The 12560-nt window shown below is 60.3% G+C and carries 11 protein-coding genes; 4 read left to right on the plus strand and 7 right to left on the minus strand.

The genetic code is table 11. The annotated features are described in order from the left end of the window. Window positions 1–7: 7 nt before the first annotated feature. Window positions 8–841, minus strand: coding sequence for a transporter substrate-binding domain-containing protein (locus tag FBZ99_RS15945; protein WP_113350538.1), 834 nt, complete (start codon window positions 839–841; stop codon window positions 8–10). 28 nt (window positions 842–869) lie between these two features. Further along, window positions 870–1448 carry an Lrp/AsnC family transcriptional regulator gene (locus tag FBZ99_RS15950; protein ID WP_233788580.1) on the minus strand — a complete coding sequence of 193 codons (579 nt, stop codon included), beginning with the start codon at window positions 1446–1448 and terminating at the stop codon, window positions 870–872. Here FBZ99_RS15950 and FBZ99_RS15955 point away from each other — a divergent pair. After that, window positions 1447–2376: a LysR substrate-binding domain-containing protein gene (locus FBZ99_RS15955; RefSeq protein WP_069614756.1), complete on the plus strand. Its 930-nt coding sequence runs from the start codon at window positions 1447–1449 to the stop codon at window positions 2374–2376. The genes FBZ99_RS15950 and FBZ99_RS15955 overlap by 2 nt on opposite strands. On the opposite strand, the gene FBZ99_RS15960 is transcribed toward FBZ99_RS15955, so the two are convergent. Then, window positions 2367–4118, minus strand: coding sequence for a thiamine pyrophosphate-binding protein (locus FBZ99_RS15960; RefSeq protein WP_113350536.1), 1752 nt, complete (start codon window positions 4116–4118; stop codon window positions 2367–2369). The two genes, FBZ99_RS15955 and FBZ99_RS15960, sit on opposite strands and share 10 nt — an antisense overlap. Window positions 4119–4305: 187 nt before the next feature. Further along, the gene (locus FBZ99_RS15965; protein ID WP_145633994.1) at window positions 4306–5388 is read right to left on the minus strand and encodes a LacI family DNA-binding transcriptional regulator; all 1083 of its coding nucleotides are present in this window, start codon (window positions 5386–5388) and stop codon (window positions 4306–4308) included. 186 nt (window positions 5389–5574) lie between these two features. Between FBZ99_RS15965 and FBZ99_RS15970 the strand changes: the two genes are divergently transcribed. The 3 genes from FBZ99_RS15970 to FBZ99_RS15980 all read left to right on the plus strand — a co-directional run bounded on the left by FBZ99_RS15970 (window position 5575) and on the right by FBZ99_RS15980 (window position 9196). Beyond that, window positions 5575–6402, plus strand: coding sequence for an ABC transporter substrate-binding protein (locus FBZ99_RS15970; protein WP_069614691.1), 828 nt, complete (start codon window positions 5575–5577; stop codon window positions 6400–6402). A gap of 68 nt (window positions 6403–6470) precedes the next feature. Next, window positions 6471–8000, plus strand: a complete 1530-nt coding sequence (locus FBZ99_RS33775) for an amino acid ABC transporter permease/ATP-binding protein (protein ID WP_113389373.1) — start codon at window positions 6471–6473, stop codon at window positions 7998–8000. Window positions 8001–8068: 68 nt separating this feature from the next. Beyond that, a complete protein-coding gene (locus tag FBZ99_RS15980; protein ID WP_113350533.1) occupies window positions 8069–9196 on the plus strand; it encodes an NAD(P)/FAD-dependent oxidoreductase in 1128 nt (375 codons plus the stop codon). A gap of 125 nt (window positions 9197–9321) precedes the next feature. Here the strand turns inward: FBZ99_RS15980 and FBZ99_RS15985 are convergent, their stop codons facing one another. From FBZ99_RS15985 to FBZ99_RS15995, 3 genes are read right to left on the minus strand one after another with little or no spacing between them, the layout of a single operon-like run. Then, complete coding sequence (locus tag FBZ99_RS15985) at window positions 9322–10644, minus strand: NAD(P)/FAD-dependent oxidoreductase (RefSeq protein WP_113350532.1); 1323 nt, start codon at window positions 10642–10644, stop codon at window positions 9322–9324. A gap of 9 nt (window positions 10645–10653) precedes the next feature. Then, entirely contained in the window at window positions 10654–11553 is a 900-nt protein-coding gene (locus FBZ99_RS15990) for an ABC transporter permease (protein ID WP_113329724.1), read from the minus strand. Window positions 11554–11563: 10 nt separating this feature from the next. Beyond that, the gene (locus tag FBZ99_RS15995; RefSeq protein WP_069614686.1) at window positions 11564–12514 is read right to left on the minus strand and encodes an ABC transporter permease; all 951 of its coding nucleotides are present in this window, start codon (window positions 12512–12514) and stop codon (window positions 11564–11566) included. Window positions 12515–12560: the final 46 nt, after the last annotated feature.

A 12560-nucleotide genomic window follows, 5' to 3' on the forward strand; every position in this document is an offset into this window, starting at 1 on the left:
GTGCCTGTCAGAAGGTCAGGCTTGCAGGCAGTGCAGCCTTGTCGACACCCACGAGCGCGAGGCTATCGACAATCCAGCCCGAGACCTTGCCTTGTCCGCGGCGTTCCGCAAGCCAGGCATCGACATAGTCGCGGAACTCGCCATTCGGATCGCGGCGCACGCCGATCGTGGTCGGCTGGCTTCCGTGAGGGTCGGGAATGATGAGTTTGACGTTTGGAGCGAGGTGTTTCGTCGTCACGACAGCGAGGAGCGCGACCTGGATGATGGCATCGGCGCGACCCGACTGAAGCGCCAGAATGGTCTCATCGGCAGATTTGAGCGCAACCAGCGTGCAGTTCGGCAGGTTCTTGCGGGCGAAGTTGTCCTGCGTCGAGCCGAGGTCGACGGCCACCCGCATCTCCGGTCTGTTCATTTCCTCCCACTTCGTCACCTCCAGATCCTTGCGGGCAACGAGTGTGAAGGTATTGTCCATCAGTGCCTTGGTGAAATCGACAACCTTGGCGCGCTCCGGATTGTTGCTGAGCCCGAACATGATATCGATCTTGTTGCTTTGGAGATCGATCACGGAGTTGCCCCAGGTCGTCTCGACCAGTTCCAGCTTGACGCCGATATATTGCGCGAGGTCTTGTCCCATCGCGACGCAGAAACCTTCCCATTTTCCGGTTGCGAGATTCTTGTGATAATAAGGCTCGGTGCCTGCAAACACGCCGATCCGTAGCGCCCCCCGCGCCCGGATCGCTTCGAGCGTCGGACCTTCGGTCGCTGCAAGAAGTGCGGAGGATGGAAGTAGCGCAGCAGCGCCTGCGAGCAGCACTGCCCTTCCGAAATCACGTCTGTTCATGGTCATATCCCAGTTGATTGCTCGTTCCCTATTGCGCCTTGCGGGCGATCAATGCGTTTTCGCGATTGATTTTGTTGGAAAGGACGACCGAATAGGTCACGCTTTCGATTTCTTCGATCCGCGCAAGCTCATCGATGAGCGCTTCCAGATCTTCTAAAAAATTGACGTTCACGCGGCAGAGAATGTTGGCCGGGCCGCTGATCGCGTCGGCGGTCAGGATCTCGGGATAGCCGCGCAATACCGCAAACAGCCTTTGCGTCGCGCGCAGGGCGGTGGTGATGAAGATATAGGCTGAAACGCTTTGATCAATCTCGCGACGGCCCACGATCGCACGATAGCCAAGAATGACGCCGCGACGTTCCAGCCGCTCGATACGCTCCTGGACACTTGAGCGCGCGAGGCCGACGCGTCGCGCCAGTTCACTGGCCGTTACGCGTGCGTTTTCCTCCAGGATGCTAAGCAGATTGCGGTCAATGCTGTCGCCGTAGTCCATGTCGTTCCCACTTTCTTTTGCGGGAAGACTGGGGCCAAATTTTCCCAAAGAAAAGCATTGAAAAATGGGTTCTTCATGACTTTTATTCATGCTGGTCAACAGGAGCTTCGTCATGCGCCGTTTTCTGCCGTCCTTGAGCGCCCTGCATGCCTTCGATGCATCCGTGCGTCACTTGAGCTTTACCAAGGCTGCCGAGGACATGGGGATCACGCAGAGCGGCATCAGCCGGCAGATAAAAAACCTTGAGGATTTTCTGGGGCTTACCCTGTTCGAGCGCGCCGGCCCGAAGCTGGTGCTGACGGAGGAGGGCGCGCGCTATTACGATGAGATTTCGCGCCTGCTCGACAAGTTGGAAGATGTCTCCATCGATGCCGTCCGCGGTCGAAAGGCGCAGAGCATGCTGAAGATCGGCTTTCCGCCGACATTGATGCGGCGCTGGGGTGCTGCGATGCTGACCGCCTTTGCAGCCGCGCATCCTCAAACATGGTTCGAGGTCTATCCCTGTCGTCACGATCTCGATTTCGCGGCATCCGAGCTGGATCTTGCGTTCGTGCGCGGTACGGGCAATTGGAGCGGGGCGCGCAGTCAGTTGCTCTTCGATGAAGAGTTGATCGTTGTGGGAGCGCCGAATCTGGTGCCATTGCAAGGCCTGCCAAACGACGAGGCGCTGCTGGAATACCCGCTGATCCAGAATTCCAGCCGGCCGAGCCTGTGGCTGCATTGGCTGCGGGGAGCAGGTGTGCACTACAAGAGCCGCATCTACGGTCCGCGTTTGCCGAACTTCGATATGATCCTCGAATGTGCCATCAGCGGCATGGGGCTGGCGGTCGTTCCCGAGCTCCATGTGCGCACCGAACTTGCCGCAGGAATTCTGAAGCCCGCCTTAAGCAGGCTCCAGACGTCGGGGGAAGGCTTTTATCTCTGTTTCCCGCAGGCGCGGATGAACTCGGCCAACGTGCGGATCTTCCGCGATTGGTTCGCCACCGAATTCACGCGCCGGCGGCAATTCCTGCCTCTGGCGTATCCCTTGGATCAAAAATAGGCCTTCTCCACCGGCTTTAGCTCGAGCGGATCCTCTCCCCGCTTCAATAGCCATGAATAGACCGGCGGTACCCGGTCTGCGATGGATTCGACATGAACGTCGATGAAGCACGGCCCATCGTCGTGAGCAAAGGCGGACGCCAACGCGGTATCGAGTTCCGAAGCCGTTTTGGCCGTCCATGCCTTGAGACCATAAGCCTCCGCGATTGCCTGACCGCGCGGCGCCAGAAAATCCACACCGAAGCACTGATTATGACCTTTGAGCCGGTGGAGGCCCTTGATCCAGCCGAATGTCCCGTTGTTGAAGAGGATAAGGATCGCCGGCACCTGCAGGCGCATCAGTGTTTCCAGTTCGCCGACCGTCATGCCGAACGATCCGTCGCCGAAGAGACCGATCGGCCTCTTGGATGGATCGGCCCGCCAGGCTCCGACTGTGGCGGGAAGCGCTGAACCCAGGCCGCCAAAGGCACGTGGTATGGCAAAGCGGGTCTCGCGGTCATTGATTTTGAGGAAGCGCGTCATGTATGGGGTCGGCGTTCCCGCATCGGAGTAGATGAGCGCGGGCTTGCCGGAAGATTGCAAAGCTTGATTGAAAGCACGCACGGCGCGCTCGGGCCGTAAAGGAACCCGCTCGTCGGAAAGCGCCTCCTCCGCATGCTCCCAAAAGACTTGCCGGCGCCGGTTGAGCTCGCCGACCCAGGCTTCGTGCAATGCGGGCTCGATACTTGCTTTCAGCTCCAGCAACTCCGTGAGGACAAGCAAGGCATCTCCCTGGATGGACAGCAGATTCTCGTAGTTGTTCGCCATGATCTCGGGCGAGATATCGATCTGCGCCAGGCGTTTATTGAGCGTGATCCGCGGAAAGGTCCAGCCGATGGTGACGACCGAACCAATGCGCGAGCCTACGAACAGCGTGAAGTCGGAATGTTCAAGCGCCCAGTTCGCATGCGGATGATATCCGTTGTCGCCGATGACGCCGATTGCGAGGCGATGGTCGTCATCGATTGCACCCTGGCCAGTCATCGTCGTGCACATCGGCACATTGAATTTTTCGGCAAGCCGGGTGATCTCGTTGCCTGCACGGGCGCGGTTCACCCCACCTCCCGCCACGATCAGCGGTCGCTCGGCCCTGGAAAGAAGCTCCAGCAGCTTTTCGAGCTTCGAGCGCGGCGGCAGCGTAGGATAAGCAGGGAAGGTACGGCATTCCTCCTCGACATGCAGAGATATTCGCGTCAGGTCTATCTCGGCCAGAAGCATATCCTCGGGGATCTGCAGATGTACCGCGCCAGGTTTGCCTGAGCAGGCGACGCGAAAGGCGCGGCGGATGATTTCGGGCAGTTTTTCCGGCGTCTTTACCTGCACGGACAGCTTTGTGACCGGTTCGAACAGTTTCGCGCAATCTAATTCCGTCAGGACGCCGCGTCCCTCGCCGGGTAGTGGAATGTCGATGGTCAGCAGGATTACCGGCACCGACGATCCGTTCGCTTCAGCGACCGGCGGCAAGGAATACATCGCGCCGGCGCCCGATGGGCATTCAAACACGCCGGGCTTGTTGGTGAACCGCCCGTAAGCATCCGCCATGAAGCCGGCAGAGCGCTCGTCGCGGGCCATCACATGCCGTATTTCGCCTTCGCGGTGCTGAAGTGCTTCATAGAGCGGCACATTGGTATCTCCGGGGACACCAAAGATCGTATCGACCCCGTATCCGATGAGCATGTCTACCAGAATGTCAGCACCGCGCATTCGTCTCTCCTGTATCTCGCTGTGCTGATCAGGATAATGAAGCAGAGGTTTGCCGGGGACCGGCAAATCGGCGGCTTGAAGCGGCAGCCGCCGGCAATCTGCCGGCTCTGTCCTTGAGATTGTATGGGGCTGGCGTGCGCCAAGCGCATTGCGATCATATCCGCGCTGTGACTTACCAAGCGAGGCGTTATCGATTGCTGTCGTGAGGTGGTGAGGCGACCGATCCGCGCTCGATCAGGCCTGTTTTGATGGCGGTTCGCCCGACGGGCAGATCCTTGCCGTTCAGCCGCGAGATAAGGCGCTCGGCCGCCTTCTTTCCCATTTCGTAGACCGGCTGGTCGACGACGGTGATCGGCGGTGTCGTGACGGTCGTCCAGTCCGCATCAAGGAAAGAGATCATCGATATATCGCGCGGCATGGACAATCCCAGTTTTTGCAAGGTCTTGAAGACCCTGAGCCCGACGAGACTGTCCGACGCTATGATGGCGGTCGGAGGCGCCGCATCGTGCAGCAGGCTCTTGACGACATCATCCGTCCTTGACTGGTCGGTCGCGCCGAGCCGCACGTAATATAGCGCGTTCTCGATGCCCGCATCGGCCTGCTCCTTCAACATGCCATCCACCCGTTCGTGCACGGCAGAATTGGAAATGCTGCTGATATCGCCAAGGGGTTCGCTCCCGGCATCCATCGCCGATATATAGGCGATCCGTCTATGCCCCATGTCGAGAAGATGGCGGGTGGCGACCATGGCGGCATCGAAATCGTCACCCGTCACGGCGTCGACGCCGAGCTCCGGAATGTTTCGGTCAAAGAGGACAAGAGGCACGCCGACGCGGCGTATGTCCTGAAGATGCTCCATTCGGTCGCAGCGTGCCGGCGTTACGATCAATCCATCGACGCGCTTGCCGATGAGCAGGTCGACCGCCGACTTTTCCGCATCGAGTTCTTCACCGGAATTGGCAATGATCACATTGAAGCCGGCCATGCGCGCGGCATCGCTGATGCCCCGGACGGCAAGGCTGAAGAAGGCATTTTCGATATCGCCGACCACGACCCCGATGATGCCGGATTTGCCTGTCGTCATGCTCCGGGCAAGTTCGTTCGGCCGGTATTCGAGCGCCGCCGCAGCGGCAAGCACCTGCTCGCGAACCTTGTCACTGACGGTGCCATAGCCGCCGAGCACGCGGGCAGCGGTCGCCTTCGAGACTTTAGCGACCCTGGCAACATCGGCGACTGTTACGGAGCGTTTCGAGGTGAGGGGCTCTTCCATGGTATGACGATTACAAGAGTTGTTGACGGGCGGTCAATCTGAAGTTAACAAATAGCATTGAGACCGGTCTCTTTATGCATGATACCGGTCTCTTGTCCAGAAAATCTCTTGCTGCCGCAAGGAGTGGAGATGCGGACGCGCATGCATGAATGCCGATAAGAGCATCCTTCAGAGCGGAGAACGAACATGAAACTATCCAGCATTTTCTCGGCCATCGCCGCGCCTCTGCGCGCTGGCGTGCTCGCCTATATCGTCGCGGCAAGCGTCGGCCCGGCGGTCGCCGCCGACAATCCCTATAACCTGATCGATCCGAACGTCATCAGCGTCGGCACGATGGGAGATTCCAAGCCCTACACCTTCACGACGGCCGATGGGCAATTCACCGGCTTCGATATAGAGCTCTTTCTGAACGTCGTTTCCCGCATGGGCTTTCCCAAGGACAAGGTGACGTTTACCGGCCAGGAGTTCTCGGCCTTGCTGCCCTCCGTTGCCAACCAGCGTTTCGACGTCGCCGTCGCGGCGATCGGAACGACCGAAGCACGCAAGAAGACGGTCGACTTCTCCGATGGCTATCTCGCCGGCTATCTCTCGGTTCTGACATCGGATGCCTCGATGAAGGATGCAGCCGGCCTCAAGGGCAAGCGCCTCGGCGTCGTGCAGGGCACGCTGCAGGAGGTCTATGCCACGAAGAATTTCACCGGCACCGATCTCGTCAAATTTCCGGACAACAATTCTGCCGTGGCGGCGCTGAACAACGGCACCATCGATGCACATTTCCTCGATTATGAAGCAGCCAAACAATATGGCGAGCGCTATCCGGCACTGAAGATTGCCGTGAATATCCCATCCTTCGACGCACCGGCGGGCTTCGTCGTCCACAAGGGCAACGACGCCTTCCGGCTGGCGCTCAACAAGGCGCTGCACGAAGCGATGCAGGATGGCACCTGGAAGACGCTCTATGAGAAATGGTTCCCCGGCTCGCCGATGCCCGATCAATATCTTCCCAAGAAGTAAGGCCGCGCTGCTGCCCGGCTTCCCGGGCAGCAGCATCAACCTGCCTCACGAATTTCATGGGGAATTGAATGGATTGGCTTGAAAATCTCCGTCGCAGCTTCCTCGATTGGGATGCGATGGCAGAAGTCCTGCCGAGCATGATCACGGTCGGACTGAAGAACACACTCATCCTGGCGGCAGCCTCCACCGTGCTCGGCGTCATCATCGGCATGGTGCTCGCCGTTATGGGCATTTCGCAGTCACGTTGGCTGCGCCTGCCGGCGCGCATCTATACCGATATTTTTCGCGGCCTGCCGGCGATCGTGACGATCCTCATCATTGGCCAGGGCTTTGCCCGCATCGGTCGCGAGATCTTCGGGCCGTCGCCTTTTCCGCTTGGCATCATCGCGCTGAGCCTGATCGCCGGTGCCTATATCGGCGAGATCTTTCGATCCGGCATTCAGAGCGTCGAGCGCGGGCAGATGGAAGCCTGCCGCGCGCTGAGCATGAGCTACGGACAGGGCATGAGACTGATCGTCATTCCGCAAGGGGTCCGGCGTGTCCTGCCCGCCCTCGTCAACCAGTTCATCGGCAACGTCAAGGATTCGAGCCTTGTCTACTTCCTGGGGCTGCTGGCCTCTGAGCGCGAAATCTTTCGCGTCGGCCAGGATCAGGCTGTGGTGACGGGCAATCTCTCGCCTCTGCTGCTGGCCGGCATCTTTTATCTGGTCATCACCGTGCCGCTGACGCATCTCGTCAACTACATCGACGCGCGTTTGCGCCTTGGACGGCAGGGGCGCGGATCCGGTGGCACGAGCGGCCTTGTCGAGGTCGGCGAGCTGGAGGCCGCTTCGGGTACCGGGATGCCTACAGACGCCGCTACTCCGCGCTCCAAAGGTGGGGCCGTTCAAATCCGCGATCTCAGCATGTCCTATGGCGATCTCGAAGTGCTGAAAGGCATCGATCTCGACATAGCCAGAGGCACGGTGACCTGCATCATCGGGCCGTCGGGATCGGGCAAGTCGACGCTGCTCCGGTGCTTGAACAGGCTCGTTGAGCCGAAACGCGGCGACATCGAGCTCGATGGCGAAAGCATCCTGTCCATGAAGCCGGAAAGCCTGCGCCGCCGCGTCGGCATGGTGTTTCAGCACTTCAATCTCTTTCCGGATCACACCGCGCTTGAAAACGTCATGCTGTCGCTGACGAAGATCAAGAGGATGCCGAAAGCTGAGGCGCGCCGGATTGCCGAGACCCGCCTGGCGGAAGTGGGGCTTGGTGGCCGCAAGGACCATCGCCCAGCCGGTCTTTCCGGCGGCCAGCAGCAGCGCGTCGCCATTGCCCGGGCGCTCGCCATGGATCCGGAAGTCGTCCTTTTCGATGAGGTCACGAGCGCGCTCGATCCGGAATTGGTGAAGGGCGTGCTCGACCTGATGGCCAATCTCGGGCGCCAGGGCATGACCATGGCGGTCGTTACTCACGAAATGGGATTTGCCCGCAGGGTCGCCGATCAGGTCGTCTTCATGGATGAAGGCCGCATCGTTGAAGCCGGCCCGCCGCAACAGATCTTCGACAATCCGCAAAGCGAACGGCTGAAACGCTTCCTCGCCGAGGTCCTCTGACAAACGGGCCGGCGAGAAATCGGACGGCCCTTCCATCGTAACAATTCCTACTGACAAGGTTTTCCAACATGCATGCTCCCACTCGTTCTTCAAAAGTCGTCGTTGTCGGCGGCGGTATCTTCGGGGTTTCCACGGCCGTTCATCTAGCGCGGCTTGGCATTCAGACAACGCTGATCAACGACGGCCCGCTGGCGAATGGCGCATCGGGCCGCTCGCTTGCCTGGCTCAATTCCGCAAGGCGCCGCTCCGATGCCTATCATCGGCTACGTCTCGCCGGCATCGACCGCTATCGCACGCTTTCCGCACGATATCCGGACGCGGCATGGCTACGTTTCGACGGCGGCCTGACCTGGGATGCCGACGAAGCCGATAACGACATTGCCGCCGTCTTCGATTACGAGCGTGACCTTGGCTACCATGCCCAATTGCTGACGCCGGGCCAGATTGCGAAAGTGACGCCAGGCGTCAATGCAAGCGCCGTCACGCAGCAGGGCGCAATCTTCAATCCGGGCGAGGGGTGGGTCGATCTGCCGTCCCTGATCGGCGTTCTTGCCGAAGAGTTCCGGGCATTGGGCGGCGAAATCGTCACCGATGCCGGCCGGGCGGCTGTCAAGGTGGAGGATGGCTGCGCCCGTGGCGTCACGACTGCGAATGGCGCCCGTTGGGCCGCCGATGCCGTATTGTTGGCGGCCGGCGGCGAGGTGCCGGCGATCGTTGCGGAAGCCGGTCAGCATATTGGCGACGATACGCCGATCGCTCTTCTCGTTCGGACGAAGCCGGTCAAGCATCCCCTGAAGGCTGTGCTGAATACGCCAAGGGTTGCCATCAGGCCCACTCCTGACGGCGCTTTTGCGCTCGATTCAGCCTGGTCGGAGGAAGAGGTTGTCGTAAAGGACGATGGCAGCTATGCAATCAAGCCTTCGACCCTTGAAGGGCTCCTGCAGGAAGCCTCAAAGGTGTTGGAGGGGAATCCGAAGCTCGAAATCGGCGACTACGGCGTTGGTCCCAAACCCATTCCGGGGGATGGCGAGCCGGTTTTCGGCGAATTGCAGGCCATACCGGGCTATTTCGTTGCCTTCAGCCATAGCGGTGCCACTCTCGGCCTGATCGCCGGCGAACTGCTTGCCGATGAGATCGCCACCGGCAAGCGTCATCCGCTTCTGGCCCCTTTCCGGCCGGAACGCTTCGTCAGATAGTTTGATCGGAACAGCAGCAGACAGGTTCAAGAGTGTCCGTGAGCGCACACAAGCGATCTTCACGGTCAAACCTGTCGCGCCTGCCGGCATTTCGGCCTTCTCCTGATCGAGGATGTTGGCGGCGATCAGGCATGCGGCGGCAAAGGAACGCCCGCCAGTTTGGTCTTGATCCAATCCGAAATACGATAATAGCGCAGCGTCAGCTTCGGACCGTAATTCATATAGAAGGGAGCCGCTGAAAGCGGCTCCAGCTTCAGCGACAGGTCTTTTTCCGGCACGCCTCTGGCCCATTCCGAGAGGATACCGCCGAGCATGCTTCCTGTTGGCACGCCGCGGCCAGACAGGCCCGTCAGCGCCACGACGCCTGGTGCCAGATCGTAGAGGCGGGGGATGGTGCGGTATTGCATGTCCAGCTCGCCAAACCAGAAATATTCCCAGCGGATCTCCTGTTTGATCTGCGGATGCAGCCATTTCAGCCGGTCGCTCATGACCTGCCGCGTATAGTCCATGTCGCGGCCGCGCCGTCCCATCGGGAACATGGAGGCGACGATCCGGCCTTCGGCATTGTATTTGTAGACATAGATATCGCCACGTCCATCATGGATGGTGGTGTTGCGCGGCAGCACCGACAGCCGCTCGTCGTCGGAAAGCGGCTGGGTAGCGGCGACGAAGACCCTCTGGATCTTGAAGGTCCGATCGAGTTTCGGCCAGCCGCCGACGGTATAGGCGCCCGTCGCGAAGATCACCTTGTCGGCAATGACTTTCCCTTTCAGCGTGCTGACCGCCCAGCCGCCCGCCACGCGCTCGCATCCGGTCACTGGCGAATCGGTGTGAATGACGCCGCCTTCCTGGATGACGGCACGTGCGAGACCACGAGAATAGCCGAGGGGATTAAGATGGCCGGCCTCTTCATGCAGCCAACCGCCGTGAAAGCGCGGGCTGCCGGTGATCGCTGCAACCTCGTCCCTGCCGATGGCCCGCGTTTTCGCGCCGACAGCATTGTAGGTGCGAACCTTCTCCTCGATTGTCTTCATCAAGCCGGGATAAAGCGCGCCCATGACATAGCCGTTCTGCTGCCATTCGCATTGGATCTGGTACTGCCGGATCATGCTGGAGACACGGTCGTTGGCGCGCGTCTGCCGGGCGATCAATCGCTCGGCCCAGGGCTCGCCCAGCATGGAGCGCAGTTCCGGCAGGCTGTAATGGGTGAAAGTCGGCGTGCAGTGCCCGGCGTTACGGCCAGAGCCGCCGAAGCCGATTTCCTCCTTTTCGAGAAGTACGACGCTTGTGCCGCTCTTCGCAAGCTCAAGAGCGGTGGTCAGGCCCGTATAGCCGCCACCGACAATGCAGACATCGACCTTGATCGTGCCTTCCAGCTCCGTCGTATCGGGTGCGGGGGCCGCAGTGGCATACCACAGGGTTGTTTTGAACGGCGAAAATTTCGTCATCCCGCATCCTCAGTGCAGATCGCTGCGGGCATCGAGCGCATCGCGCAGGCCGTCGCCGATGAAGTTGAAGCTGGTGACGGCGAGCGTGATGGCGACGCCCGGGACGATGGCCAGCCATGGTGCGCTGGCGAGATATTGCTGGGCGCCGTTCAGCATATTGCCCCAGCTCGGGAGCGGCGGCTGGATACCGTAGCCGAGGAAGCTGACATAGGCTTCGAGCAGGATGGCGCGGGCAACCGTCAGCGTAGCGGCGACGATGATCGGGCCGATTGCGTTCGGCAGCAGTTCGCGAAACATGATCCATCTGTTGGAGAGGCCGAGCATGCGCGCGGCGAGCACGAAATCGCGTTCGCGCAGCGATCGCACTTCCGCCTCGACGATGCGCGCGGTCTCCATCCAACTCGTCACCGCGATGATGACGGTGATCATGAACGGGCTCGGCTTGATGAAGGCGGCCAGCGCCAGCAGCAGGAAGATGCTGGGAAAGGACAGAAAGGCATCGACGAAGCGCATAAGCAATATCCCGATGCGCCCACCGTAATAGCCCGCCACCACGCCGATCACCGTGCCGATCAGTGTGCTGAGCACCATCGCGAAGAAGCCGACGAGGAGCGAAATCCGGCCTGCCATGAACAGGCGTACAGCAACGTCGCGCCCAAGCGGGTCAGTACCGAAAATATGGTAGCCGGCCGTAAAGGGCGGTGCGAAACGAGCCCGCAGGTCGATATAGAGCTCGTCATAGGGAAGCAGTGACGGCCCGAGCAGGCAGGCAAGGACTATGAGCGTGATCATGGCCACGCCGAGGAGCGCGAGCCTATGGCGGACGAAACGGCGCAAAGTCCGATTTTGCCACCAGCGCGAATGGGCGAATAATGATTGCGAAAGGGTTGCGGGGGAGGAGGAAGACATGGCGTTTCTCCTAACCAAGCCGGACGCGCGGATCGACGAAGGCGACGAGCAGATCCGCAAGCAGATTGCCGATCAGCACGAAGATTGCCGAGAACATCAGGAGGCCCATGACGACCGGATAGTCGCTGTAGCCAAGGCTATCAAGGAAAAGCCGGCCCATTCCCGGCCAGGTGAAGACGGTCTCCGCCACCAGAGCACCACCGAGAATGGTCGGCAATTGCAGGCCGGCAAGCGTGATCATCGGCAATAGCGCGTTGCCGACGACATGGCGCATCAGGACGCGCCGGGGCGAGAGGCCCTTGGCCCTGGCGGTGCGTACGAAGTCCTGGTTGATGACCTCGAGCGTGGCTGTGCGCATGTAGCGGCTCCAGACCGCGATGTTGACAAGCGCAAGCACGAGGCTCGGCATGATCAGATGGATCGCATAATCACCGAGCGAGCCGTTGCCGACCGTGTACATGTTGCCCGCCGGCAGCCATTTCAGCTTCAGCGAGAAGATATAGATGGCGACGAGACCGAACCAGAAGGTCGGTATCGACAGCGCCACCATGGCGCCGACGGTGGCGCTGTAATCGAAGATCGAATAGCGGCGGGTTGCCCCCTTGATGCCGATCCAGGTGCCGATCGCGATCGAGATCACCATCGATGTGCCCATCAGCAGCAGCGTGGCGAACAGATGGCCGAAAATGATCGACAGTACCGGCTGGTTGTCCCGGTAGGAGCGGCCCCAGTCGCCCATCAGCAGATGTCTCAACCAGTCGAGATATTGGATCGGCAGCGGCCGGTCGAGACCCATTTGGGCAGCGATCCTGTCGAGCGCTTCCTTGGTCATGCCTGGCGTCAGCGTATATTGCGACAGCGGACCGCCGGGAGCGAGGGTAAGTACGGCAAAGCCGATCATCGATACGAGGAGCAGCAGCACCAGGCTCTGCCACAGGCGGCTCAGGAGATAGCGCAACATGGCATTCGTCTCCGATGGTTGCGGAATGTGAAGCGATCAGCCCTTC

It is taken from the genome of Rhizobium sp. ERR 1071 (assembly GCF_007828675.1).
Taxonomy (GTDB): domain Bacteria; phylum Pseudomonadota; class Alphaproteobacteria; order Rhizobiales; family Rhizobiaceae; genus Rhizobium; species Rhizobium dioscoreae.